The 23993-nt window shown below is 72.1% G+C and carries 22 protein-coding genes, 5 tRNA genes and 2 pseudogenes; 10 read left to right on the top strand and 19 right to left on the bottom strand.

The window, feature by feature from the left end:
* Positions 1-162: 162 nt before the first annotated feature.
* On the top strand, positions 163-723 hold the full coding sequence (locus AQJ91_RS24010) for a CGNR zinc finger domain-containing protein (protein ID WP_067025486.1): 561 nt from the start codon (positions 163-165) through the stop codon (positions 721-723).
* 67 nt (positions 724-790) lie between these two features.
* On the opposite strand, the gene AQJ91_RS54535 is transcribed toward AQJ91_RS24010, so the two are convergent.
* A complete protein-coding gene (locus tag AQJ91_RS54535) occupies positions 791-943 on the bottom strand; it encodes a hypothetical protein (RefSeq protein WP_020128804.1) in 153 nt (50 codons plus the stop codon).
* Positions 944-1098: 155 nt separating this feature from the next.
* Positions 1099-1542 carry a hypothetical protein gene (locus AQJ91_RS24005; RefSeq protein WP_067025483.1) on the bottom strand — a complete coding sequence of 148 codons (444 nt, stop codon included), beginning with the start codon at positions 1540-1542 and terminating at the stop codon, positions 1099-1101.
* A 206-nt stretch (positions 1543-1748) separates the two neighbouring features.
* On the opposite strand from AQJ91_RS24005, the gene AQJ91_RS24000 reads away from it, so the two are divergent.
* On the top strand, positions 1749-2258 hold the full coding sequence (locus tag AQJ91_RS24000) for a DsbA family protein (RefSeq protein WP_067025480.1): 510 nt from the start codon (positions 1749-1751) through the stop codon (positions 2256-2258).
* 3 nt (positions 2259-2261) lie between these two features.
* Here AQJ91_RS24000 and AQJ91_RS23995 read toward each other — a convergent pair whose 3' ends face one another.
* The 3 genes from AQJ91_RS23995 to AQJ91_RS23985 form a co-directional block, all read right to left on the bottom strand.
* On the bottom strand, positions 2262-3080 hold the full coding sequence (locus tag AQJ91_RS23995; RefSeq protein ID WP_067025477.1) for a GNAT family N-acetyltransferase: 819 nt from the start codon (positions 3078-3080) through the stop codon (positions 2262-2264).
* A gap of 79 nt (positions 3081-3159) precedes the next feature.
* The gene (locus AQJ91_RS23990; RefSeq protein WP_067025473.1) at positions 3160-3981 is read right to left on the bottom strand and encodes an aminotransferase class IV; all 822 of its coding nucleotides are present in this window, start codon (positions 3979-3981) and stop codon (positions 3160-3162) included.
* Positions 3978-5123 (bottom strand): chorismate-binding protein, encoded by a 1146-nt coding sequence (locus AQJ91_RS23985; protein WP_067025470.1) that lies wholly within the window; start codon positions 5121-5123, stop codon positions 3978-3980. Before AQJ91_RS23985 ends, AQJ91_RS23990 begins: the two co-directional genes overlap by 4 nt.
* A 178-nt stretch (positions 5124-5301) precedes the next feature.
* On the opposite strand from AQJ91_RS23985, the gene AQJ91_RS23980 reads away from it, so the two are divergent.
* The 5 genes from AQJ91_RS23980 (at position 5302) to AQJ91_RS23960 (ending at position 5757) form a co-directional block, all read left to right on the top strand.
* A tRNA-Gly gene (locus tag AQJ91_RS23980) sits at positions 5302-5374 on the top strand.
* 39 nt (positions 5375-5413) lie between these two features.
* Positions 5414-5487, top strand: a tRNA-Cys gene (locus AQJ91_RS23975).
* A 1-nt stretch (position 5488) separates the two neighbouring features.
* A tRNA-Val gene (locus tag AQJ91_RS23970) sits at positions 5489-5560 on the top strand.
* Positions 5561-5579: 19 nt separating this feature from the next.
* A tRNA-Val gene (locus tag AQJ91_RS23965) sits at positions 5580-5651 on the top strand.
* A 34-nt stretch (positions 5652-5685) separates the two neighbouring features.
* Positions 5686-5757 (top strand) — tRNA-Val (locus AQJ91_RS23960).
* A gap of 64 nt (positions 5758-5821) precedes the next feature.
* On the opposite strand, the gene AQJ91_RS23955 is transcribed toward AQJ91_RS23960, so the two are convergent.
* The 4 genes from AQJ91_RS23955 to AQJ91_RS23940 all read right to left on the bottom strand — a co-directional run bounded on the left by AQJ91_RS23955 (position 5822) and on the right by AQJ91_RS23940 (position 8622).
* Positions 5822-6118 carry a TFIIB-type zinc ribbon-containing protein gene (locus AQJ91_RS23955; protein WP_079085160.1) on the bottom strand — a complete coding sequence of 99 codons (297 nt, stop codon included), beginning with the start codon at positions 6116-6118 and terminating at the stop codon, positions 5822-5824.
* 80 nt (positions 6119-6198) lie between these two features.
* Positions 6199-7164, bottom strand: coding sequence for a phosphotransferase family protein (locus AQJ91_RS23950; RefSeq protein ID WP_067025464.1), 966 nt, complete (start codon positions 7162-7164; stop codon positions 6199-6201).
* Between the two features lie 786 nt (positions 7165-7950).
* Entirely contained in the window at positions 7951-8148 is a 198-nt protein-coding gene (locus tag AQJ91_RS23945) for a hypothetical protein (RefSeq protein ID WP_067025462.1), read from the bottom strand.
* A 198-nt stretch (positions 8149-8346) separates the two neighbouring features.
* Complete coding sequence (locus tag AQJ91_RS23940) at positions 8347-8622, bottom strand: hypothetical protein (protein ID WP_067025459.1); 276 nt, start codon at positions 8620-8622, stop codon at positions 8347-8349.
* Positions 8623-8818: 196 nt separating this feature from the next.
* On the opposite strand from AQJ91_RS23940, the gene AQJ91_RS23935 reads away from it, so the two are divergent.
* Positions 8819-10189 (top strand): serine/threonine-protein kinase, encoded by a 1371-nt coding sequence (locus AQJ91_RS23935; protein ID WP_107122514.1) that lies wholly within the window; start codon positions 8819-8821, stop codon positions 10187-10189.
* 3 nt (positions 10190-10192) lie between these two features.
* Here the strand turns inward: AQJ91_RS23935 and AQJ91_RS23930 are convergent, their stop codons facing one another.
* From AQJ91_RS23930 to cobT, 4 genes and pseudogenes are all read right to left on the bottom strand, one after another.
* Positions 10193-10594: an NUDIX domain-containing protein gene (locus AQJ91_RS23930; RefSeq protein WP_067025452.1), complete on the bottom strand. Its 402-nt coding sequence runs from the start codon at positions 10592-10594 to the stop codon at positions 10193-10195.
* Positions 10595-10598: 4 nt separating this feature from the next.
* The gene (locus AQJ91_RS23925; RefSeq protein ID WP_067025449.1) at positions 10599-11417 is read right to left on the bottom strand and encodes a TrmH family RNA methyltransferase; all 819 of its coding nucleotides are present in this window, start codon (positions 11415-11417) and stop codon (positions 10599-10601) included.
* 64 nt (positions 11418-11481) lie between these two features.
* On the bottom strand, positions 11482-12714 hold the full coding sequence (gene cobA / locus AQJ91_RS23920) for a uroporphyrinogen-III C-methyltransferase (protein WP_067025446.1): 1233 nt from the start codon (positions 12712-12714) through the stop codon (positions 11482-11484).
* 249 nt (positions 12715-12963) lie between these two features.
* Positions 12964-14697 (bottom strand): annotated as a pseudogene (gene cobT, locus AQJ91_RS58350) (nicotinate-nucleotide--dimethylbenzimidazole phosphoribosyltransferase); the annotation flags it as partial.
* A gap of 978 nt (positions 14698-15675) precedes the next feature.
* On the opposite strand from cobT, the gene AQJ91_RS58345 reads away from it, so the two are divergent.
* Positions 15676-17487, top strand: coding sequence for a hypothetical protein (locus AQJ91_RS58345; RefSeq protein ID WP_067025443.1), 1812 nt, complete (start codon positions 15676-15678; stop codon positions 17485-17487).
* Between the two features lie 341 nt (positions 17488-17828).
* Here the strand turns inward: AQJ91_RS58345 and cbiE are convergent, their stop codons facing one another.
* The 6 genes from cbiE to AQJ91_RS23880 all read right to left on the bottom strand — a co-directional run bounded on the left by cbiE (position 17829) and on the right by AQJ91_RS23880 (position 23634).
* Positions 17829-19049: a precorrin-6y C5,15-methyltransferase (decarboxylating) subunit CbiE gene (gene cbiE, locus AQJ91_RS23905; protein WP_067025440.1), complete on the bottom strand. Its 1221-nt coding sequence runs from the start codon at positions 19047-19049 to the stop codon at positions 17829-17831.
* A gap of 88 nt (positions 19050-19137) precedes the next feature.
* Complete coding sequence (locus AQJ91_RS23900) at positions 19138-19776, bottom strand: GNAT family N-acetyltransferase (protein ID WP_067025437.1); 639 nt, start codon at positions 19774-19776, stop codon at positions 19138-19140.
* Positions 19777-19915: 139 nt separating this feature from the next.
* Positions 19916-20734 (bottom strand): MetQ/NlpA family ABC transporter substrate-binding protein, encoded by an 819-nt coding sequence (locus tag AQJ91_RS23895; protein ID WP_067025434.1) that lies wholly within the window; start codon positions 20732-20734, stop codon positions 19916-19918.
* Between the two features lie 68 nt (positions 20735-20802).
* Positions 20803-21528 (bottom strand): methionine ABC transporter permease, encoded by a 726-nt coding sequence (locus AQJ91_RS23890; protein WP_067025431.1) that lies wholly within the window; start codon positions 21526-21528, stop codon positions 20803-20805.
* Positions 21525-22574 carry a methionine ABC transporter ATP-binding protein gene (locus AQJ91_RS23885; RefSeq protein ID WP_067025428.1) on the bottom strand — a complete coding sequence of 350 codons (1050 nt, stop codon included), beginning with the start codon at positions 22572-22574 and terminating at the stop codon, positions 21525-21527. The genes AQJ91_RS23890 and AQJ91_RS23885 overlap by 4 nt, the downstream gene beginning before the upstream one ends.
* Before the next feature lie 370 nt (positions 22575-22944).
* On the bottom strand, positions 22945-23634 hold the full coding sequence (locus AQJ91_RS23880) for an HAD-IA family hydrolase (protein ID WP_234382875.1): 690 nt from the start codon (positions 23632-23634) through the stop codon (positions 22945-22947).
* Positions 23635-23699: 65 nt separating this feature from the next.
* Between AQJ91_RS23880 and AQJ91_RS55945 the strand changes: the two are divergent.
* Positions 23700-23993: pseudogene (locus tag AQJ91_RS55945) on the top strand (hypothetical protein); the annotation flags it as partial.

Here is a 23993-nt window from a genome sequence, read left to right as displayed (position 1 = left end):
GCGGGGCGGCGCCGATGTACGTGCACCCGGCACCGGCGGCACGGGATTCGCCCGCTCACCGGCACGGGCGACGCACCGGCCCGTCACCGCACCTCCGCAAGCCACTACCATCGGCCAGCATCAGGCGGGCATGCGCCCGACCCACTGGCCAGGGAGCGAAACGTGCTGATCACCCATGACACCCGGTGCGCCCTCGATGCCGTGGTGGATCTGGTGAACACCGTGCCGGACGACGACGGGACGCCGGACGGGCTGCCGGACGTCTCGGCCCTCAAGGATTTCGTACGAAAGCACGAAATCAGCGATGTCGGAGTGCTCTCGGAGTTCGATCTGTCCGCGGTGCGCAAGGTGCGCGGGCGGTTCGCCGGGATCTTCGCGGCACCGGACGCCCGGACCGCCTCCGGGCTGATCAACGAGCTGGTCGCCGCCGCGGGCACCACGCCCCGGCTGACCGACCACGACGGCTACGACTGGCATGTGCACTACTTCGCCCCTGGCGCGTCCGTCGCGGACCATCTGGCGGCCGACTGCGGGATGGCGCTGGCGTTCTTCGTGGTCGCCGGGGAGGAGGAGCGGCTGCGGCGCTGTGAGGCCCCGGACTGCCGGCGCGCCTTCGTCGACCTCTCGAGGAACCGTTCGCGGCGCTACTGCGACAGCCGTACCTGTGGGAACCGCCTGCATGTGGCCGCGTACCGGGCGCGCCGCAAGGAAGCCGCGGGCTGAGGCCCCGGCCGGGACATCGGTGTCGACGTGGTCCCCGGCGGGTGACGCCGAGGACCACGGGTACGGCTCAGAGCAGCAGCAGATCGTGCAGCGAAGCCATGAGCAGCAGACACCCGATCACCGCAAGGAAGATCATCAGCGGTGGCTGGGAAAGGGCGAAGAGGCACCCGCGCGGCTCGTCCTGAGGCGGCGCGGCGTCGCTCTGTGTCGTGTCCAGCATCTCGCGGGCGATGATGGCGCAGCGGACCCACTCCGCGCGATCAACACGCCCGGAATATCCGGGAGTTCGCCGGATTCCGTCACGTCCCGTTCTGTTCTTGATCACTTACGGGCGGACGCCGGCCCACTGTGTCGTTTCAGTCCCGCGTGCGGAGGTCATATGCCGTGCTTCTTCAGGATGGCCTCGATGTCGCTGAAGTCGTCCGCGGCCTCGGCGCGGGGTGCGGTCGCGGGCTTGGCCGCCGGGCGGGTGCCCGGCCCCAGGGAGGGTGCCGAGGCCGCAGAGGCCACCGCCTCGCCGCGGCCCGCCGCCCGGGTCTCCTTGCGCTCCTTGCGGGTGCCGCCGCGGCGGCGCTCCACCGCGCGTGTGCTCGCGAACAGCAGCCAGGAAGCGCCGAGCACACCGAAGCCCGCCCAGGCCGTCGGGCTGAACGCGGTGTCCGCCAGCCAGTCGACGACGCCGGTCATCACCAGGCCGAGGGGCACCAGCGAGTAGGCGGCGATGCGCGTGGCCGCGAGGAAACGCTTGCGGTACGCCGTGACCGCCGCGATGCCCAGGCCGGCCGCGGCGACGGCGGAACAGACAGTCTCGGCAATCATCCGGTCCTCCTGGCGGGCTGGGTCGGGCAGAGCACTTCGTCCCTTCCATCCTGCACCGTTCCGCCCCCGCCGGGCCATGCCCCGGCCCGACATCAGGGACATCTCCGGGTCGGCTCCTCCGCAGGTGCCGGTCCCCGCGGCGGACCCTCACGGCGTCGTACCAGGTCGGATTGGGTCCGGTGGCCCGGGGCTGGGACACTGTGGGCATGAGCGACTCCTCCCCCGCCCCCGTTCTCGATGTCTGGTGCGAACTGCAGTGCCCGGACTGCCGCAGCGCCCTGGACGACCTCCGTGCCCTGCGCGCCCGTTACGGCGACCGGCTGGAGCTGCGGCTGCGGCACTTCCCGCTGGAGAAGCACCAGCACGCCTTCGCCGCCGCGCAGGCCGCCGAGGAGGCCGCGGAGCAGGGACAGGGGTGGCCGTACGTCGAGGCGGTGCTGGCCCGGGTCGAGGAGCTGGACCGTAAGGGGGAACCCTTCCTGGTCGAGGTGGCCCGAGAACTCGGCCTGGACGCCGAGGAGTTCGACACCGCGCTGATCGACGGCCGGCACATCCTGATCGTCGACGCCGACCAGGCCGAGGGCAAGGCGATCGGCGTGACCGGCACCCCGACGTACGTCATCGGCGGGGAGCGCCTCGACGGCGGCAAGAGCCAGGAGGGGCTGCGGGAGCACGTCGAGGAGATCGTGGACCGGCTGCTGGCCGAGGGGTCCTGAACCTCAGAGCAGTTCCTTGTACAGGTGGTGGTCGGTCGTCTCGTAGCCGAGTGACTCGTAGAGCCGCTCGGCCGGGGTGTTGCCGGCGAAGACATGAAGGCTGATGCGGTCCTTCCCGCCCTCGACCGCCTGGGCCTCGGCGAGCAGCATCAGTGAGCGGCCGTGGCCGCGGTGGCGGGCGTCAGCCTCCACGTCGAGCACGAACGCCGTCTCGGGCCACAGCCTCAGCCAGAGCACGCCGACCCGTATCGCCTCGTGCTCCAGCACGCTGATCAGCGTGTTCTCGGTGGCCACGCCGTCCGGCAGGAATCTCGCGTGACTCTCGTCCGCCTTGGTGTACGCCTCGTCGGCGGAGACGCCCCGTTCGATCATGCTGCGGGCGAACTGCTCCCGCCCGTACGCCAGCCAAGGGCCGTACTCGGCCTCGGTCATGGGCCGGGCCGTGCTGCCGGCGGGCAGTGCGGGGCGGGTTCCGTCCAGGCGTTTCGTCATGTTCCGGCTGCGCAGGACGTACCCGAGCGCCGTGGCGAGCCGGAGCGCGGCCTCGTCGTCGCCGGAGACGGACACCTCGATGCGCTTGCAGCCCCAGCCCCGTGCGACCTCTTCAGCTGCGAGAGCCGCCACCGTGCCGCGCCCGCGCCTGCGGTCCGGCTCCTCGATGTGCAGGTCCCTGACGCGGGCGACGGCGGGACCGTACTCGGGATGCGTGGAGAGGTGTACCCCGCCCACCGGACGGCTGTTCACGCACACCTGGTAGTGACGTGAACGCGTCCCGTCGGTGTTGTGCTGGAGCGGCTCGGTCGGCCGCAGGGTGGTGGTCATCACGGGTGTTCTACCCGCCGCCGAGCCGTCCGTCAGCCGAATATCCGCGATATCCGCGGCTCTTCGACATCCGCGGCTCTTACGGATCCAGGTCGTCCCCGGACCGCTCGTCGAAGATCCGCATGGCCTTGGCGGTCACCGGGCCCGGCGCGCCCGGCAGTTCGCGGTCGTCGACGCGGTGCACGGCCTGTACGTCGCGCAGGGTGGAGGTGAGGAAGACCTCATCGGCGCGCTCCAGGACGTCCAGCGGGAGGTCGGTCTCCTTGGCGCCGGTCCACTCGGCCGTCAACGCGCGCGTGATGCCCGCGAGGCAGCCGGAGGCGAGCGGCGGGGTGTGGATCTCGCCGTCGAGGACGACGAAGACGTTGGAGCCGGTGCCCTCGCAGAGCTGTCCGACCGTGTTGCCGAACAGGGCCTCGGAGGCGTCGTGCCGGCGGGCACGGGCAAGAGCGACGACGTTCTCGGCGTACGAGGTCGTCTTCAGGCCGGCGAGTGCGCCGCGCTCGTTGCGGGTCCACGGCACGGTGATCACTGCCGTGGAGTCGGGGCGGCGGGTGGTCTCGCCGAGGGCGACCACGAGGGTCGGGCCGTGCTCACCGCGGTCGGAGCCGAGGGGGCCGTGACCGCCGGTGTACGTGATGCGCAGGCGGCCGAGGGGCATCGGGTTGGCCTCGAGGACGGCGGCGCAGGCGCGGCGGACCTCGTCGCGGTCGGGGTCGGGCAGGCCGAGGCCGCGGGCCGAGCGGGTCAGCCGGTCGAGGTGGCGGGTGAGCGCGAACGGCTTCCCGTCGACCGCCTTCACCGTCTCGAAGATGCCGTCGCCCACGGTCAGCCCGTGGTCGAAGACGGAGACACGGGCGGATTCGATGTCCTGCAGCCCGCCGTCGAGCCAAAGCTTCACTGGTCTCTACCTCGCAAGTCTGTACAGGGTGCGTCGATTCGGCCGGGGGTCCGGCCCGCGGCGGAGCCGTTGTCGGATGCGGCGCCCCCCGGATAGGCACAGCACCTCAAGGTCCCTTCGCTCGTGTACGCACCCGACGCTACCGCGAGGAGCCGGGACGCCTTCAGCTCGGTCTCCCGCCACTCCCCCTCGGGGTCCGAGCCCCAGGTGATGCCCGCGCCGGTGCCGAAGCGCAGCACGCCTTCGGCGCGGTCGATCCAGAAGGTGCGGATGCCGACGGCCAGCTCGCCGCTGCCCCGGTCGGCGTCGACCCAGCCGACGCCGCCGCAGTACGGGCCGCGGGGTGCCGTCTCCAAGGCGTCGATGATCCGCAGGGCGCTCGACTTGGGCGCGCCGGTGACGGACCCGGGCGGGAAGGCGGCGTCGAGCAGTTCGAGCCAGCCGGCGTGCTCGCGCAGTTCGCCCCGGACCGTCGACACGAGGTGGACGAGCCCCGGGTGCTTCTCCACCGCGCACAGGTCAGGGACGCTCACCGTGCCGGTGGCACAGACGCGGCCGATGTCGTTGCGGACCAGGTCCACGATCATCACGTTCTCGGCGTAGTCCTTCTCCAGGAGGTCCGCCTCGGTGCGGCCGGTGCCCTTGATCGGGCCGGACTCGACGGTCCGTCCGTCCCGGCGCAGGAACAGCTCGGGGGAGGCGGTGGCTATCTCCACGCCGTGGTCCGGGAGGCGGATCGTTCCTGCGTACGGTGCCGGGTTGCCGCGGGCCAGCAGGGCGGTCAGGGCGTCCACGTCGGCGCCGGGGGCGACGGGTGCGGACAGGACGCGGCAGAGGTTGGCCTGGTAGACCTCGCCGGCCGCGATGTGCTCGCGGATGCGACGTACGCCCGCCGTGTACGCGGCACGGTCCAGGGAGGACGTCCAGTCGCCGGCCGCGGGGCCGTGCCACTCCCCCGGCACCGGAGCGGGCACCGGCTCCTCCCGTACGTCCCGGAAGCGGGCGCAGGTCAGGCGGCCCTCGAAGTCGGCGGCGACGGCCCAGAAACCGGTGGAGTCGAGGGCCGCGGGGTCACTGGTGACGTCGAGCAGACCGCTGGCGACGCGGTCGCCGAAACGGGCGAGGGGAGGGAGGGCGAGCACGCTGTCGAGTCTATGGCCGGCGTCCGGTGGGTGACCTGGTCATGCCCCCTCGGCGACCCTGACCAGGTCCATGAGCAGGCGCAGCGCAGCACGCTGCACAAACGTGTTTTTGTACTGGCCCCGGAATCCGCTAGAGTTCAACACGTCGCCGAGCCGCGGGAGCGGACGGAAACGACAAGCGGACGTAGCTCAGTTGGTAGAGCGCAACCTTGCCAAGGTTGAGGTCGCGAGTTCGAGCCTCGTCGTCCGCTCGAAGGAAACAGGGGATCTTCCCGACCCCCTACACTCCTGGTGGAGTGGCCGAGAGGCGAGGCAACGGCCTGCAAAGCCGTCTACACGGGTTCAAATCCCGTCTCCACCTCCAAGGACGATTAGCTCAGCGGGAGAGCGCTTCCCTGACACGGAAGAGGTCACTGGTTCAATCCCAGTATCGTCCACTGGATCTTCGGATCCCTCGCGCGATTAGCTCAGCGGGAGAGCGCTTCCCTGACACGGAAGAGGTCACTGGTTCAATCCCAGTATCGCGCACGCAGTACCCGCGATCTTCGGATCGAGGTCCCGAGGACGATTAGCTCAGCGGGAGAGCGCTTCCCTGACACGGAAGAGGTCACTGGTTCAATCCCAGTATCGTCCACACACCGAAGCCCCCGGCCTTGTGGTCGGGGGCTTCGTCGTGTGCCGGTCAGCAGCTCGAACGGTCAGCTGGAGAACAGCATGCGGCCGAAGCTCTTCTGACGCTTGTGGCCGTAGTGACCGTGGTGGCCGGCCTGCGGGGCGCCCCAGGCGGGGGCCGCGGGAGCTACGGGGGCCGCCGGGTACGCCTGGGGGGCGGACGGAGGTGGCGGCGCCTGCTGGGACCACTGGGACTCCAGTCGGGTCAGCGCCTCCAGCTCGCCGTAGTCGAGAAATATCCCGCGGCAGCCACTGCACTGCTCGATCTGAACGCCGTTGCGGTTGTACGTGTGCATCGGGGCACGACACTTCGGACACTGCATCGTCGGCTCAACTCCTCGCCGGTCGGTCCTGCTACGCGTATCGCCAGGACAGACTCTGTCCGGCTGCGGTCGGTTGCACCCTACTTCGCGTATTCGTACGCCAACTCGGGCGGGGCGGAAGCGATTCGGACACAGGCGTCGACGAGGGCCTGCTCGACCTCGTCCAGGGGGCGTTCCTCTGCCATGGCCTTGGTGACGGCACGGGCCGCGGTCTGCGCGGTGAGGGCGCGGGCCGGGACGTCCAGGGCGGGCCAGGGGTCGCCGTCGGCGGGGACGGCCGGGCCGCCGGCCGCGCGGTAGGCGGTGAGGAAGCGGGTCCACTCGTCGGGCGGGAGCAGTCCCCCGGCGTACCAGGCGGCGGGGCGGGCGAGGTCCCAGGCCGGGACGCCGGTGCCGAGGTCGTCGACGTCGATCAGCAGCCAGGGGCCGTGGGGGGTGGGATGGCGCACCAGCTGGCCGAGGTGGAGGTCGCCGTGGCAGAGGGTGGTGGTGTCGGGCATGGGGGTCTTGGCCTGGGCCCAGGCGGGGAGGGTGGCCCAGGCTCGGAGGATGGGGGGGGCGGCGGTGGGGGCGGCCTGTGGGTTGGCTGCGGTGGCTGTGCGGAGGCGGGCGATGGCCTGAGCGGCCTTGGCGGGGCCGCGCATGGGAGGGAGGGCTGTCGTCGGGATTGGGGCTGGGGTGCGGTGGAGGTGGGCGAGGAGGGTGGCGGCGGCTTCCCAGGGGGCCGCGTCGGGGTCCTCCGGGTCCACGGGGGTGCCGTACGGCCAGAACGTGACCAGGCGGCCGTGCAGGTCGACCGGCGTCGCGGCCAGTGGGGGCAGGAGGATGCCGGGGAGATGGGTGGCCGTGGTGAGGCGGGGGGCCAGGTCGGCGGGGGTGAGGTCCGGGGCGTGGGCCTTGGCGACGGTGCCGGCGTGGCGGACGACGGTGGCGTCGGGGCGGTCGGCAAGGGTGACGGTTGCTCCGCAGGGGCAGGCCTTGTGCGATGAGTGGGCCTTGGCTCGGGCCTTGGCGGTCAGTTCGGAGAGCAAGGGGTTGGCGGTCACGAGACTCCCTGGGGCGTGCGGGTCTGGTCGCGAGGGTACGCAGGTGGATCCGCCGGGGTGTTCAGGTGCGCGAGGTGATGGCCGACGGGGGTGGGTCGCGCAGCCCGGCGCCAACGGGGCACCGCCTCTCTTTGGGACGGGTGCCGGTGGCGTCCCGCGAAGTGGTGTAGCGGCGCGGAGTTCATGGCTCCGCAGGTCAGCGCGGCTGTGTGCCCGGCGCCGGGCAGGATTGCGGCGTAGCCGCCAGTGAGCGGCGCGGACAGCTGCGCGGAGACCGGCCGGCGCCTTCCCCCGGCGCGCCGAGCGGAGCCGCGCGGTCCGCATGCCTGCACCACGCCACGGGATACCGCCCGGTTGCCGCCCCAGCGGCACGGCTGACCGTGGCCTGATGGATGTCTGCAGCCGCGCGGGTGGGCCTCGGCTCAGCGGCACGGCTGTCCGCGGCTGGGCGGCTGAGCGCCGCGGCGTGGATGGGCCCCGCCCCAGCTGCGCGACTGACCGCGGCTCGGCGGCCGGCTGCGGCGGCGTGGATGGGCCCCGGCTCAGTGGCACGGCTGTCCGCGGCTGAGCGGCCGGCTGCCGCTGCGCTGGTGGGCGCCGCCCCCATGACACGACTGACCGCAGCCGAGTGGCTACCTGCCGCTGCGTTTGTGTGCGAAGACAGCAATGCCGGCGCAGCTCCCCAGCTGCGCCGGCATTTGTGCCGTCCGCCGCACCCCCGTCCCCACGGGGTTTCATGGATGGATGTCCCCGCCCGGACCGCTCTTCCGGGCCTGGGGTCGCCGCTCAGCGCCCCAGCATCACACCCACGGACGACGCCTGTGTGGCCACTGTCTCCCAGCCGTCGAAGACGAGGAGCAGGAGGGCCGCCAGGGGAAGGGCCATCAGCGTCGCCACCAAAGGGTGGCGGCGGCCCGTGCGGCGGAGGCGGAACGCCGTCCGCTCCTGGGTGCGGACCAGCGTCCGCGGTGCCGTGTGGGCCATGGTCCCTCTCCTGACCGAACTCAGTTGTCGTTGGCAGCGGCGGGTGTCTGACCTCGGGGGACGAGTGCTGCACCCGCCGCTTGACCTCAAATCTAGGCGGGCGGGCGACGCGGGGCGTCATGCCCTCGTACCGAATGCCTGGCCTCCCGGAGGATGAGCCATGACCTGCGGAGTACTCCCCTGGGTGGAGACGAAGACCTAGGTCTCGGGGTCTTCCCGGAGGGGGCGCCCGGTGTGCCCGGGTTTCTCCGAGCTGTCCTCTCGGGGAACGGGCTGTTCGACCAGTGCCAGGACCCTGGTCGCCATGAAGCGGGCCGTGCGGACCACGGAGCCGCTCCGGGTGACTTCGCTCACTTCCACCACTCCTCGGCGCACCGCCGTCTCCACCCGGCGGCCCGCCCTGCTCGCCACCACCTCGTACGTGCGGGTCGTGTCCCCCGCGTCCACGACTATCTCCACGCGATCACCCTTCACGGGTTCAATCCCCCTTCTTCGGCGGATGGTTGGGAGTGCCAGCAGGCCGAAGTCGGCCTGTTCACCGGCTCCCTGACCACTCCTCAAGTCTCCCACCCGGCACTGACAATCGATCGGGCCGAGAGGGCGCGGCCTCTGCGCGCGGGCGGCCGTGGAAACGTAAGCTGTGGCTCGTCACAGGGACCGGGCAGCGGGGATGAACATGGCGATGATGCGCCTGAGGCGCGAGGACCCGCGCGTCGTCGGCTCGTTCAGGCTTCACAGACGGCTCGGCGCGGGCGGGATGGGCGTCGTCTACCTGGGCTCCGACAAGAAGGGGCAGCGGGTCGCGCTGAAGGTGATCCGGCCCGATCTGGCGGAGGATCAGGAGTTCCGGTCGCGGTTCGCGCGTGAGGTCTCGGCGGCACGGCGGATCCGGGGTGGGTGTACGGCCCGCCTCGTCGCCGCCGACCTCGATGCTGATCGGCCCTGGTTCGCCACTCAGTACGTGCCCGGGCCCTCCCTGCACGACAAGGTCGCCGACGAGGGGTCGCTGGGCGCGGCCGAGGTCGCCTCGATCGGTGCCGCCCTTTCCGAGGGGCTGGTCGCCGTGCACGAGGCCGGGGTCGTGCACCGGGATCTCAAGCCGTCCAACATCCTGCTGTCCCCGAAGGGGCCGCGGATCATCGACTTCGGCATCGCCTGGGCGACGGGGGCCTCGACGCTCACGCATGTGGGGACCGCTGTCGGGTCGCCCGGCTTCCTCGCCCCGGAGCAGGTGCGCGGCGCCGCCGTCACCCCGGCCACGGACGTGTTCGCACTGGGGGCGACCCTGGCGTACGCGTCGATGGGTGACTCGCCCTTCGGGCACGGCAGTTCCGAGGTGATGCTGTACCGCGTCGTGCACGAGGAGGCGCAGCTGCACGGGGTGCCCGACGCGCTCGCTCCGCTCGTACGGGCCTGTCTCGCGAAGGACCCCGAGGAGCGGCCCAGCACGCTTCAGCTGTCGCTGCGGCTCAAGGAGATCGCGGCCCGGGAGGCCCAGGGGATCGGGGAGGTACGGCCGCCCGCGCCGCGTACGGGGGAGCCGGACCGGCCCACCGGGCGGCTCCCCGACAGCTACCCGGAGCAGCAGCGCGCCCAGCGGCGTCCGCAGGGCACCCCTCCGCCCAGGGGGACCGGCGGCGCTCCGCGGAGCAACGGCGCCTCGCGCGGGCCCGCCCCGTCGCGCGGCGGTTCCGCCTCGTCCTCCCGGTCCGGGGCCCCCCGGCCCACGCCCGTGCAGCGGAACTCCACGCGGCCCGGCAACGGGAACCGGTCCGCGCCGCCGCGCAGTGGTGCCGGTCGTCCGGCCCCCCGGACCACGGGGACGGGTCGGCGGCCGGCCAATCCGCAACTGCTGCGGCAGCGGCTGTTCGTGTTCGTGGTGGTGACGCTGCTCGTCGCGCTCGGCATCGCGGCGGCGCAGGGCTGCCAGGGGCCGCAGCGGGGGCTCGGCGGCGCCGGGGACGTCGTACGGAACCAGCAGCAAGGGCATGAACAGGTGCAGAAGACGGACCGCGGATCCCCTTTCGACGCGGCCGAGTAGGGCCTACAGCTCCGGCAGGATCCGTTCGAAGAACTCCCGGTCACCTTCGAAGACCGGGTCGAGGCGCAGGAATTGCTCCGCCGTGACCCAGCGGGTCTCGGCGACCTCGCGGGGGTCGGGGACCACCTCGCCGGCGTCGGCCTTCGCCGTCCACCAGTGGAGGCGGAAGGTGCCGTCGTCGGTCTCCGACTCCCAGACCTTCGCCAGGGGGACGACGGTGAGGCCGACCTCTTCGCGGACCTCCCGGATCACGGCCTCCTGCTGGGACTCCCCCGGTTCGATCTTGCCGCTGAGGGGTTGCCAGTAGCCGGGGCGGACCACGCCGGGGCCGCGGCGGACGGCGAGGACGCGGTCGGCGCGGAGGATGACCGCGACGATCGCCTGGCGCTGGGGCGTCGTGGGCATCGCGCTAGTTCCGGGGGCGGCCGGTGGCCACCGCGTAGAAGGCGACCGCGGCCGCCGCGCCGACGTTGAGGGAGTCGACGCCGTGGGACATGGGGATGCGGACCCACTCGTCGGCCGCGACCAGGGCCTGTGTGGACAGGCCGTCGCCCTCGGCGCCGAGCATCAGGGCGACCCGGTCCATCCGGTGCGGTGCGGCCTCGTCGAGGCTCCTCGCCTTCTCGTCCGGGGTGAGCGCGAGGAGCGTGAAGCCGGCCTCGCGGACCGACTCCAGGCCCTTGGGCCAGGTGTCGAGGCGGGCGTACGGGACGGAGAAGACCGCGCCCATCGAGACCTTGACGCTGCGGCGGTAGAGGGGGTCGGCGCAGTCCGGGGAGAGCAGGACCGCGTCCATGCCGAGGGCGGCGGCCGAACGGAAGATCGCGCCGATGTTGGTGTGGTCGTTGACCGACTCCATGACCACCACCCGGCGGGCGGTCTGGAGGAGGTCGGTGGCCGTCGGGAGCGGCTTGCGCTGCATGGAGGCGAGCGCGCCGCGGTGCACGTGGTAGCCGGTGACCTGCTCGGCGAGTTCCGGGCTGACCGCGTACACCGGGGCCGGGAGTTCGTCGATGACGTCGCGCATGACGTCGACCCACTTGGCCGAGAGCAGCATCGACCGCATCTCGTAGCCGGCTTCCTTGGCTCTTCTGATGACCTTCTCGCCCTCGGCGATGAACAGGCCCTCGGCCGGTTCGCGCTTGCGGCGCAGTTCTACGTCGGTCAGGCCCGTGTAGTCGCGCAGGCGCGGGTCGTCGGGGTCCTCGACGGTGATGAGATCGGCCACAGGGTGATACTGCCTTGTCCTGGGTGCGGTGCCAACGGCTGGGAACGGGTTGAGTTACCCGCGGTTACTCGGATGCCTGCGGGCCGACGTTCACGACCTCGCCGATGATGATGACCGCCGGGGGCTTGACCTCCTGCGTACGGACCGTCTCGGCGACCGTCGCGAGGGTCGCGTCGACGCGGCGCTGGGCGGCGGTCGTGCCCTCCTGGATCAGGGCGACGGGGGTGTCGGCCCGCTTGCCGTGGGCGATCAGGGTCTCGGCGATCCGGCCGATCTTGTCGACGCCCATGAGGATCACCAGCGTGCCGGTGAGCTTGGCGAGGGACGGCCAGTCGACGAGCGAGCGTTCGTCGTCGGGGGCCACGTGTCCGCTGACCACTGTGAACTCGTGGGCGACGCCACGGTGGGTGACCGGGATGCCGGCCGCGCCCGGGACCGAGATCGAGCTGGAGATGCCGGGGACGACCGTGCACGGGATGCCCGCCTCGGCCAGAGCCTGGACCTCTTCCATGCCGCGGCCGTAGACGTAGGGGTCGCCGCCCTTGAGGCGTACGACGGACTTGCCCTGCTTGGCGTGTTCGATCAGGGCGTTGTTGATGGCCTCCTGGGCCATGAAACGGCCGTACGGGATCTTCGCCGCGTCGATCACCTCGACGTGCGGCGGGAGTTCGGCGAGGAGGTCGCGGGGGCCGAGGCGGTCGGCGATGACGACGTCGGCCTCGGCGAGGAGGCGGCGGCCGCGGACCGTGATCAGGTCCGGGTCGCCGGGGCCGCCGCCGACGAGGGCGACGCCCGCGGTGCGGGTGCGGTGGTGGGGGGCGACGAGGGTGCCGTCGCGGAGGCCTTCGACGACCGCGTCACGGATGGCCGCGGTGTGGCGGGGGTCGCGGCCGCGGGCGTCCGTGGTGAGTACGGCGACCGTGACACCCTCGCTGTGGCCCGTGGCCGGGGTCCAGGCGGTGGCCGCGTCGGCGTCGTCGGAACGGACGCACCAGACGCGGTGCGCCTCTGCCTCGGCGGAGGCTCGGGCGTTCGCCTCGGTGTCGCTGGTGGCGATCAGGGCGTACCAGGCTTCGGCGAGGTCGCCTTCGGCGTATGGGCGCTTCTCCCAGGTGATCTCGCCCGCGTCCGCCATCGCCTCCACGGAGGGGGTGGCCTCGGGGGATACGAGGTGGATGTCCGCGCCCGCCGCGATCAGTGCCGGGAGGCGGCGCTGGGCGACCTGGCCGCCGCCGAGGACGACGACCCTGCGGCCGGTGAGGCGGAGGCCTACGGGGTAGGCGGGGTGTTCGGCCATGAGGGTGCGGCTCCTCTTTGCGGCTGTTCGGTGGCCCTGACGTGCGGATTTTAAGGTGCGGGTGAGCGTGGCGGATCGGGTGTCCGGTGGCTGAGCTGTGATGCCGGGTGTGGGGAGGAGGTGGGCGGCACCCGTTCCGCCGTGCGGAACGCCTGCCCACGACCGCGGCAGGCGAACGAGGGGGCGGGACTGCAGTCCCGGAGTCCCCCTGCCTGCGTTGCGGTGACCGCTGCTCCGATGCGGTGACCGCTACTTCTCAGTTACCCCCGCCGAGTCGAATGTCGCCACCTCGTGCATGGCGCGTGCCGTGCTCTGGACCAGGGGGAGGGCCAGCAGGGCGCCCGTGCCCTCGCCGAGGCGGAGGTCGAGGTCGACCAGGGGGCGCAGCCCGAGCTTGTTCAGGGCTGCCACGTGGCCCGGTTCCGCGCTGCGGTGGCCGGCGATGCAGGCCGCCAGGACCTCGGGGGCGATCGCGCGGGCCACCAGGGCCGCGGCGCCCGCGCTGACGCCGTCCAGGATCACCGGCGTACGCAGGGACGCGCCGCCGAGGAGGAGGCCGACGATCGCCGCGTGTTCGAAGCCGCCGATCGCGGCGAGGACGCCGATGGGGTCGGCCGGGTCGGGCTGGTGGAGTTCGAGGGCGCGGCGGACCACTTCGGTCTTGCGGGCCAGCGTCTCGTCGTTGATGCCGGTGCCCCGGCCCGTCACCTCGGCCGGATCCGCGCCCGTGAAGACCGAGATCAGGGCGGCGGACGCGGTCGTGTTCGCGATGCCCATCTCACCGGTGAGCAGGGCCTTGTTGCCGGCCGCCACCAGGTCGCGGGCCGTCTCGATGCCCACCTCGATGGCCTGCTTGGCCTCCTCGCGGGTCATCGCCGGGCCCGTCGTCATGTCCGACGTGCCCGCGCGGACCTTGCGGGGCAGCAGGCCGGGCGTGGCCGGGAGGTCGGAGGCGACGCCCACGTCCACGACGCAGACCTCGGCGCCCACCTGGCTCGCGAAGGCGTTGCAGACCGCGCCGCCGCCGAGGAAGTTGGCCACCATCTGGGCCGTCACCTCCTGCGGCCAGGGGGTCACGCCCTGGGCGTGGACACCGTGGTCACCGGCGAAGACCGCGACGGCCGCGGGCTCCGGGATCGGCGGCGGGCACTGGCGGGACAGACCGGACAGCTGCGCGGAGATGATCTCCAGCATGCCGAGGGCTCCGGCGGGCTTGGTCATCCGCTTCTGGCGCTCCCAGGCCTCCCCGAGGGCCTTTGCGTCGAGCGGACGGATCTGGGCTACGGTCTCGGCGAGCAGGTCGTGCGGTTCCTCTCCGGGCAGGGCGCGGCGGCCGTACGTCTCCTCGTGGACCACCCAGGACAGCGGGCGGCGCTTGGACCAGCCCGCCTGCATCAGCTCGGGCTCGTCCGGGAACTCGTCGACGTAGCCCACGCAGAGGTAGGCGACCACATCGAGGTGTTCGGGCAGGCCGAGGGTGCGGACCATCTCGCGCTCGTCGAAGAAGCTGACCCAGCCGACGCCGAGGCCTTCGGCGCGGGCGGCGAGCCAGAGGTTCTCGACGGCGAGGGCGGAGGAGTACGGCGCCATCTGCGGCTGGGTGTGCCGGCCAAGGGTGTGGCGGCCGCCGCGGGTGGGGTCGGCGGTGACGACGATGTTCACCGGGGTGTCGAGGATGGCCTCGATCTTCAGTTCCTTGAACTGCTTCGCGCGGCCCTTGGGGAGGGACTTCGCGTATGCGTCGCGCTGGCGCATGGCCAGTTCGTGCATGGTGCGCCGGGTGTCGGCGGACCGGATGACGACGAAGTCCCAGGGCTGCGAGTGGCCGACGGAGGGTGCGGTGTGGGCCGCCTCCAGGACGCGGAGCAGTACCTCGTGCGGGATCGGGTCGCTGCGGAAGCCGTTGCGGATGTCGCGGCGTTCACGCATGACCTTGAGGACGGCCTCGCGCTCGGCGTCGTCGTAGCCGGGCGCGGCCGGGCCGGTGGACTGTCGTACTTCTTCCACGGCGGCCGCGCTCATTTCTTCCTGGTCCTGCGGGTCTTCCTGATCGGCGGCCCGGGTGTCCAGGTCCTCCGCGTGCTGTACGAGTTCGGGGTCGCCCTCGCGCGGGGTGGGGACCGTGGGGGCCTGTTCCTCCGTGGGGAGGGTGATCGGCTGGGGCGGGGTCGGCGCGAGGTGCGGGGTGGTCGGCACGGATCCCTCGACCGGGACGAACTGGCCGAGGGGCTGGTCCGGGTGGGGCTCCGGGGGGATGCCGGGCGGGAGGGGGGCGGTGGCGTCGGCCTGGATCTGCTCGGCGGGCGCGGTGGACTCCGGAGAGCGGAGCTGCGGGCCGGCGGGGTCGGCGACGTAGGGGTGGGGGGCGAGGGTGTCCGGGATGTGGGCTGCGGGGTCTGCCATGTGGGCTTCCGCTTCGGTGGGGGGCACGGGGGCCTCCGTCACGGTCCGTGCTTCGGCGTCTGCGGGTGCCGGCTGTGACGGAACGTCCTGTGCCGGGGACTGTGCCTGCTGGGGGTCCTGGAGGGGGATCCCGGGCTGGCCCGGTGCGGGCTGTTCGGCGGTCGTCGTCGGTTGCGAGGACGGCTCGGCGGTTACGGCTGTGGAGGCGTCCTCGGTAGGGGCGGCGGCGTCGGCGGGCTGTGCGGCGTCGGGTGCCGTCGAGGCGGGCGCTGCCTCCGGCGCGGGCGCTTCGGCCACGGGGGCTTCGGCGGGCTGAGCAGCCTGCGGCGCGAGGGGCTCGGCTGCGGGCTGTACGGCCTCAGGGAGCGGCGCGGCTTCCGGCGCGGGCGTCTCAGGAACCGGTGTCTCCGCGGCCTGCGCGGACGGCTCCGCAACCGGCATGGCCTCAGCCGCGACGGCCTCGGGCACCTGCCCACCCTCAACTACGGCCATGGCCTCGGCGGCCTGTACGGGCTCGGGGCCCCGCCCCGCGTCCGGGGCGGCACCGGCCTCTGGGGTGTGTCCTACGCCCGCGGCGGGAACGGCGTCCGCCGCAGCGGCGGGCATCTCACCGGCGGCCGCAACACCGACAGTCGCGGGAGCCTGACCGGCCTCCGAGTGGCCCTCGTGCACCGGGTCACCTCCGGCATCCGAACCAGTTCCAGCCACCGCGTCCTCCCCGGCGCCCGGAACCTGCCCGGCCACCGGAACCCCGCCGGCACCCTGAACGTGCCCAGCACCCGGGTTCTCCCCGGCGTCCTGAACCTGCCCAGGTCCGGGGACCTCCCCGGCGTCCAGAACCTGCCCGTCGGCCGGCGTCTGACCGGCGCCCGGACCACCCCCTGCTACTGGCACCTGCCCAGCACCCGACGCATCGCCGGCCACCGCCACCTGACCGGCATCCGGCCCAAGCTCAGCCGTCGGCCCAGCACCGGGCACCACCTCAGCCACGGGCACCTGACCAACACCCGGCACCTGACCGGCGTCCGGACCAGCCCCAGCACCCGGCACACCCCCGGCCACCGGTACCTGACCCGCATCCGGTCCAAGCCCGGCGACGGGCTCACCACCCGGCACGACATCAGCTTCCAGTACCTGACCGGCTTCCGGCCCAAGCCCGGCAACCGACGCCCCCCCAGCCACCGGCACCTGACCGACACCCGGACCAGGACCAGCTACAGGCTCAGCACCAGGCACCTGCACCTGACCGACATCGGGACCAAGCCCGGCTACGGGCACCTGATCGGCGTCCGGCCCAAGCCCGGCAACCGGCCCACCCCCAGCCATCGGCACCTCACCGACGCCCGGCACCTGACCGGCATCGGGACCAAGCCCAGCCACCGTCCCAGCACCGGGGGCAATCTCAACCTCCGGTACCTGACCGGCATCCAGCCCAAGCCCAGCCGTCGGCCCGGCACCGGGCACGACCTCAGCCACGGGCACCTGACCAACTCCCGGCACCTGACCGGCGTCCGGACCAGACCCGGCACCCGGCGTATCCCGAGCCTCCGGGACCTGACCCGCATCCGGCCCAAGCCCAGCACCCAGCTCACCGCCCGCGACCGGCGTCAGCCCACCGTCCGGGCCATACGCCACCCCAGCAACCGGCACAGCCCCAGGCGCAGCCTCTCCGCCCACCGGCTCGTGCCCGGCGTGCACATTCTCCTGCGGTGTCGGCGTGTCGGCCTCGGTCGCGACGCGGGTCGCGACCGCCTGGGCCGTGCCCGTCGGCTCGGTGCTCTGGGCAGAGGTCGGGACAACCGTTTCCGCAGCCGGTGCCTCGGTGCCCACCTGGGCGGGGGCCGGGGCGCCCCACGGTGTCGCGGCCCGGGGGGCGGCCTCGCGGTGCTGGGGGACGTCGAGGTACTCGGGGCCGGGCCGGCGTACGGGTGCGCCTACGGCGCCGCGGTCGGCGAGGGAGCGGACCGGGCTGGCGGAGGCGTCGGGGATCGGCGGGCCCAGGTGGAGCGGGCGGCGCGGGGTGATGGGCGGGATCGGCACCGAAGGGGCCGTGGGGGGCGTCGGGTTGGGCAGGCGGACCCCGCTGAGGTCGACCGAGCCGCTGTCGCGGCCGGACATCTCGTGCGGGCCGGGTTCGTGGACGGCCTCGACGACCGGCTCCGGCGCCGGCGGGGCTACCTCGTTGCCCCACGCGCCCTGGGCGCCGGGCAGCAGCAACAGGTCTTCGTCCTCGGCGGTGGTCTCGGAGAGGTAGGTGTACGTGCCGTGTGCGGGGACGCCCGGCTGCTCCACCATGCCTGCGTTCTCCGGCAGTCCCTCGCCCGGAACCTGGCCGGTGTCGGTCATGCGTACCCCTCGCCCATCGGTTAGTGCTTCTACGACCAGCTCACCCGGGACGGCGCACCGACCGCCCCGCAGTGAAGAACGAGCGTGCGTGCCCAGCGGCACGAACGACCCGTCCACAAAGACGACAAAGCCATTAACTGGCATTGTCCCGGCCGTTCCTCCGTCACGACAGCTTGATCCGCGACGGCCCGCTGTGGACTGCGCCACGTTGCGCGTCCTCCGGTTCTGCCGTACCACACCCACCCCAAAACGGGCGAGTTTTCCGGACATTGACCGACGAAAAGCCGGGCGACCGAGTGCGGTACAACGATCGGCCAGCCTACCGCGCGCAGTACGACAACAGGATCACGGGGACGGGAACCGGGTCAGACCGTACGGTCGGGCAGCAGGCCGCTGAGCAGGAACGCGACGCTTCGCTCGGTCTCCGTCCAGACCCGCGTGTCGAGTTCGACGGACTGGACGAGGGCGCACTCGACGCCGTAGCCGTGTTCGCTCAGGTCGCGGCCGACGAGTTCGGCGGCGTCGCGGGTCCCGGCGTGCGTGACGATGCGCTGCGGACGGCGGTCGACGACCGCGGAGACCACGGCCGCTCCCCCGCCGCCGACCCGGACGACGTCCGGTTCGGGCAGGCGTTCCAGGACGTGCGGGGCGTTGCCGTGGACGATCTGCAGCTGGACCCCGAAGCGGCGGGCGGTGGCGTCGGTGCGGGCACAGGCCGCCGGGTCGCGGTCGACGGCGATGACGGCGGCGCCGGCGCGGGCCGCCTCGACGGCGAAGGCACCGCTGCCGCAGCCGATGTCCCAGACCAGGTCGCCGACGCGGGGGCCGAGGCGGGCGAGTTGGGCGGCCCGGAGCAGGTCCGCCTCGCCTTCGCCGAGATGGCCGCCGTACGCCTCGGCGGGCAGCGTCCAGCCGCGCGGGCCGGTGCCGGGGTCGCGGCCGGCGAGCCAGCCGCCGCCCTCGCCCACGACGGCCGGGCCGACTGGGCCGCCGATGACGATGACGACGTTCGGGTCGCGCCAGGTGTGGTCGGCGGCCTTGTCGGAGGTGACGACGCTGACCTGCTCGCGTTCGGTGCCCAGCTCCTCGCAGATCACGAAGGTGCGGTGGACGCCTTCCAGGAGCAGACCGAGTTCGGCGGGGCCGGCGCCGGGTGAGGTCAGGACGGCGACCTTGGTGTGGGCGCGGCACACATTCACCGCGCGCCGCAGGGTGCGTCGGTGTGCGACGACCACCTGTGCGTCGTCCCAGGGCATGCCGGCCCGGGCGAAGGCGGCGGCGACGGAGGAGACGGCGGGGACGACCTCGACCTCGAGGCCGAACTCGGGGGCGCGCAGCGTCCGTACGACGCCGAAGAAGCCGGGGTCGCCGTCGGCGAACACGACCGCGGTGCCGCGGTGGGCGGCGATCCGGCGGGCGGCGAGGGCGACGCTGCCGAGGCGGATGCGCTCCGCGGCGGGCGGTACCTCGGGGAGTGCCAGGTGGTGGGCGGCACCGGCCACCAGTGTGGCGGCGCCCAGAGCGGAACGTGCCGCGGCAGTCAGCGGCGAGCCGTCCCAGCCGATCACCGTGACCCGGTCGGCCATCGTCGTCAGTCTCCAGGGGGTGTGCGCAGGTCGTCGTCGGACAGCCCGGGGGCGGGCTCCGTGAGCGTACCTGGTGGCACCGGCGGGTTCAGTTCCAGTCGCCGTACGACGTGAAGCCGCCGGTGTCGGCCAGCTGCTCGGCGACACCGGCGAGGTCCTCCGGCAGGAGACTCCAGACGATGACGTCGGTGCGCACTTCGGTCCACGTCCCGTCCTCGGTCCGGGTGCGCGCTATCCAGGCGTTGCGCAGGACGCCCTCGCTGATGCAGCCGATCTTCTGCGCCACCTGCTGGGAGGCGGTGTTGTCGGCGGCGGTGCGCAGCTCGAGCCGCTCGAACTTCTGGTCGTGGAAGAGCCACTGGGCGGTGGCGAGGGCGGCCTCGGAGGCGTAGCCCTCGCCGCGCGCCCAGGGAGCGACGACGTAGGCGATCTCACTGGAGCGGACCCGCCAGTTGGTGTGCTGCAGGTGCACGATGCCGACCAGGCGCTGGGTGAGGAACTCGGTGACGGCGAAGACTATGCCGCGGCCCTCGGCCCGTTCGGCCTGGGCTAGTTCGGTGATCCACTTCCGGGCGTCGGCCTCGGTGTAGGGCTGTGGTGCGGAGGTCCAGGCGGTGACGAGTTCGTCGTTCATCATCTCGGCGAACGCCTCGATGTCCGGCTCCTCGAAGGGGCGCAGGACCAACCGCTCCGTGCTGATGGAGATGTTGGGGAAGGTGCTCGTCATGGCGCCGCTCCGTAACCTTCGAAAACCGTCAGGGCCTGCTGAACTGCCCAGCATGCAGTATGAAAGCACTGAACCGCACCACGGGGTCCCCTCGTTGTGACCGAGCGGACCCCGTGGCGGCGAGTGCCTTACGGGCGGATCAGAAAGACGGGATGACCGAACCCTCGTAGGTGTCCTCGATGAACTTCCTGACCTCGTCGGAGGTGAGGAGCTTCTCCACCCGCGGGTCGTCCTCGTCGCCGTCCTTGACCGCGAGGAAGTTGCCGTACGGGTTGTCCTTCGGCGACTCCAGGACGAGGGCGTCCTGCGCGGGCGAGAGGTCGGCCTCGATGGCGTAGTTGCCGTTGACGACCGCGGCGTCGACGTCGTCCAGGGAGCGCGGGGTCTGGGCCGCCTCCAGCTCCTTGAACTTGAGCTTCCTGGGGTTCTTGACGATGTCGGCGGGGGTCGCCTCGTTGCCCACGCCGTCCTTGAGCGTGATGATCCCGTCGGCGTCGAGGAGCTTGAGCGCGCGGGCCTCGTTGACGCTGTCGTTCGGGACGGCAACGGTCGCGCCGCTCTTCAGGTCGTCGGCGCTCTTGACCTTGTGCGAGTAGAGGCCGAGCGGCTCCAGGTGGACCGTGACGACGGGCACGATGTGGGTGCCGTTCTCCTTGTTGAAGTCGTCGAGGTACGGCTGGTTCTGGAAGTAGTTGGCGCCCACCGAACCGTCCTCGGTCGCCGTGTTCGGCGTCACGTAGTCGGTGAACTCCCGCACCTCGAGGTCGAGTCCCGCCTTCTTCGCCAGGTTGTCCTTGACGTAGGTGAGGATCTCGGCGTGCGGGGTCGGGCTCGCGGCGACGACCAGCGGACCGCTGGTGTCGGAGGCGGAGTCATGGTCCGCGCCGCAGGCGGTGAGCCCGAGGGTGAGGGCTCCGGCGGCGAGGACGGCGGTGGTGAACTTGGCGGTGTTACGCACGAAAAGTGCCTTTCCTGATGGGTGGTGCGACCCCGACGTGGGTGGTCGGGGAGATCGTGGAGCGACGGTCAGACGGTCTTGCTCGTCGCCGTGGATGCCTTCAGCAGGCGGAGCCTGGGCGCGGGGCCTGACGTGCCGGCGCGGCGGTGCAGGGCGCGGGCCGCGTGGTCGCCGGCGAACTGGATGAGTGAGATGGCGACCGCGAGGACCGCCACGGTGATCCACATCAGCTCGGTCTCGAAGCGCTGGTAGCCGTAGCGGACGGCGATGTCGCCGAGGCCGCCGGCGCCGACCGTGCCGGCCATGGCGGAGTAGCCGATGAGCGCGACGATCGTGGTGGTGGTGCCGGCGATCAGCGAGGGCAGGGACTCGGGTACGAGGACCTTGCGGACGATGGTCCAGGTGTTGCCGCCCATCGACTGCACGGCCTCGACGAGCCCGCCGTCCACTTCGCGGACAGCCGTCTCGACCAGACGGGCGAAGAAGGGGATCGCGCCGACCGCGAGCGGCACGATGGCGGCCTCGCGGCCGATGGTCGTCCCGGTGATCGTGCGGGTGAAGCCCATCAGCGCGACCATCAGGATGATGAACGGCAGCGAGCGGGCGACGTTCACGATCTGCCCGATGACCTTGCTGGCGAGGACGTTCTGCAGCAGTCCGCCCCGGTCGGTGAGGACGAGGAGGACGCCGAGCGGGAGTCCGCCGACGACGGCGATGAGCGTGGACCAGCCGACCATGTAGAGGGTGTCCCAACACGCCTGCGCCAACAGGGGTTGCATTTCGGACCAGGTCACTTGGCACCTTCCTTCACCAGCACGGAAGCGGGCTCCTGGCCCACGACATCGATCTGCAGGCCCTGTTCGCGCAGGAAGCCGATCGGCACGACGTTGTCCTCGTAGCGGCCGGGGAGTTCGATGCGCATCCGGCCGACCTGGAGGCCGCCGACGGTGTCGATGGCGGCACCGAGGATCGATATGTCGATGTTGTAGGTGCGCGAGAGCTGGGAGATGACGGGCTGGGTGGCGGCCTCGCCGTGGAAGGTGACGTCGACGACGGTGCGGTCGTCGCCGGTGGCCTCGCCGCCGACCGGGAAGAGGGCGGACGCGAGTTCCGAGCCCGGGGTGGCGAGGAGTTCGCTGACGGTGCCGGACTCGACGATGCGGCCGTTCGCCATGAGGGCGGCCGAGTCGCAGACCGACTTCACGACGTCCATCTCGTGGGTGATGAGCAGGACGGTCAGGCCCAGTTGCCGGTTCAGGTCGCGCAGCAGCTGAAGGATGGAGCGGGTGGTCTCCGGGTCGAGGGCGCTGGTGGCCTCGTCGGAGAGCAGCACCTTGGGGTCGCCGGCGAGGGCGCGGGCGATACCGACGCGCTGCTTCTGGCCGCCGGAGAGCTGGGCGGGGTAGGCCCTGGCCTTGTCGGCGAGGCCTACGAGGTCGAGGAGTTCGAGGGCCTTGGCGGAACGTTGCCTCCCCGACCTGCCGAGGATCTCGAGCGGGAGCTCGACGTTGTCCTGGACCGTCCGGGAGGACAGCAGGTTGAAGTGCTGGAAGACCATGCCGATACGGCTGCGCGCTTGGCGGAGTTCCCTGCTGGCGCGGGGGCCGCGGCCGGCGAGCGCGGTGAGGTCCTGGCCGGCGACGGTGACCGTGCCGGCGGTGGGGCGCTCCAGCAGGTTGACACAGCGGATGAGCGAGGACTTGCCGGCGCCGGACTGGCCGATGACGCCGTACACCTCGCCTTCGCGGACGTGGAGATCGACGCCGTCCAGGGCGGTGACCTCTCGGCCGCGGGAGCGGTGGGACCGGTAGATTTTCGTCAGGCCCGAGGTGGTGATCACTGGGGTTTCCGTCACTGTCGGGTGCAGGGCGTGGGTGTGCCCTGGCGGGGTGCATTCGGTCGGGAACGCGACACGGTTCTCGTGCGGTGGCATAGGAACCGGGGAGAACATGTGCGCGGGGCGGCTTCGGTCACGTACGGCATTCGGCGTACGGACATGCCACGGCGGCTCGCTTCGGGGCGCGAGGCTCAGGGTGTGGTGCGGGGGCCCTCTAGAAGGCGCACATTCGACACATACAACGAGCACCGGGCGTCATGGTCGCCTCGGTCGCAAGGGTGCGGCAGCTCGTCGTGGTCATGCGATCAGTAAACCAGACCTACGGTGCTGACAGTCCGCCGCCGTCCGGATGCTGGACAGCGGCGGACACCCGTCAGACGTGGGCGGAGATCTCCACTCCCTGGGCGGTGACCAGAGCGGACAGGGCCGACAGGTCGCTCACCACGAGGTCGGCGTCCAGCTCGTGGGCCGCGTGGGTTGTGGCCAAGGCCACGGTGGTCATCCCGGCCGCACGGCCCGCCTGGAGGCCTGCCGGGGCGTCCTCGAAGACGACGCAGTGGGCGGGGTCGACGCCGAGCCGGCGGGCGGCGAGGAGGTAGGGCTCGGGGCCGGGCTTGCCGCGGGTGACGTCGTCGGCGGCGACCATCTTCTTGGGGCGGATGCCGACGGCGTCGAGGCGGGCCTCGGCGAGGCGCCGGGTGGCGGAGGTGACGACGGCCCAGCGGATGGGGGTCCCCCGGCTTCGAGCGAAGCCGAGAAGTTGGGGGAGGGCAGCGAGTCGAGGAACGCCCGGGTGCCGGGCAGCAGTTGGACGCCCCCGTTGGGTACGTCCTCGACCTCCAGCTTGCTCGATCCGCGCGACGGCCTCCGGCACGATGCCGGCCGGCAGGAGGTCGGCGGCTATCTCGGCGGCCGGACGCCCGTGCAGTTCGATGCGCCCGAACTCCTCGGCGGTGATCCCGTACTCCCCGGCCCACCGGGTCCAGCAGCGGTCCACGGAGGCGAGGGAGAAGACCAGGGTGCCGTCGTTGTCGAACAGGAGGGCTTGCGCATGGATCGTCACGGTCTGGACCCTACGGGGCGGTGGGAGTTTGCCCGACCGGGCGGCGGGCGTCGATCATGCCCGGCATGAGACCTGAGGTGCAGGCCTTCGTGGCCGACGGACCGCTGCCCGACTGGGACGCCGAGGAGGACGAGATCGACCGGCGGGTGCGGCAACTAGGGGGTGTTTCGAAAGTCCTGTGCGGTGCCCGCGGTGTCCGGTGCGTGCTCTCGGCGCGCCGGACGAAAGCCCTCGTACTGGACGTACTTGGGCTTTTGGCCGGTGCGGCGAGTGGGGGCACCTCCCACGCCCTTAAGGCAGTGGGGGAGCGTGCCGGGCGCCGTGGGTGCTGTGCGGGACTTTCGAAACACCCCCTAAAC

The organism is Streptomyces dysideae, assembly GCF_001514305.1.
GTDB classification, from domain to species: domain Bacteria; phylum Actinomycetota; class Actinomycetes; order Streptomycetales; family Streptomycetaceae; genus Streptomyces; species Streptomyces dysideae.
The sequence above is the reverse complement of the archived record's forward strand: the minus strand, read 5'-3'. Positions and strand labels throughout refer to the sequence as shown.

Coding starts and splice junctions, on each gene's coding strand:
- AQJ91_RS23955 (WP_079085160.1), bottom strand. CDS start 6,118: ATGCAGTGTCCGAAGTGTCGTGCCCCGATGCACACGTACAACCGCAAC.
- cbiE (WP_067025440.1), bottom strand. CDS start 19,049: ATGGCCGACCGGGTCACGGTGATCGGCTGGGACGGCTCGCCGCTGACT.
- AQJ91_RS24005 (WP_067025483.1), bottom strand. CDS start 1,542: ATGATTGCCGAGACTGTCTGTTCCGCCGTCGCCGCGGCCGGCCTGGGC.
- AQJ91_RS24000 (WP_067025480.1), top strand. CDS start 1,749: ATGAGCGACTCCTCCCCCGCCCCCGTTCTCGATGTCTGGTGCGAACTG.
- AQJ91_RS23930 (WP_067025452.1), bottom strand. CDS start 10,594: ATGCCCACGACGCCCCAGCGCCAGGCGATCGTCGCGGTCATCCTCCGC.
- AQJ91_RS23900 (WP_067025437.1), bottom strand. CDS start 19,776: ATGACGAGCACCTTCCCCAACATCTCCATCAGCACGGAGCGGTTGGTC.
- AQJ91_RS23995 (WP_067025477.1), bottom strand. CDS start 3,080: ATGACCACCACCCTGCGGCCGACCGAGCCGCTCCAGCACAACACCGAC.
- AQJ91_RS23945 (WP_067025462.1), bottom strand. CDS start 8,148: ATGGCCCACACGGCACCGCGGACGCTGGTCCGCACCCAGGAGCGGACG.
- AQJ91_RS54535 (WP_020128804.1), bottom strand. CDS start 943: ATGCTGGACACGACACAGAGCGACGCCGCGCCGCCTCAGGACGAGCCG.
- cobA (WP_067025446.1), bottom strand. CDS start 12,714: ATGGCCGAACACCCCGCCTACCCCGTAGGCCTCCGCCTCACCGGCCGC.
- AQJ91_RS23935 (WP_107122514.1), top strand. CDS start 8,819: ATGAACATGGCGATGATGCGCCTGAGGCGCGAGGACCCGCGCGTCGTC.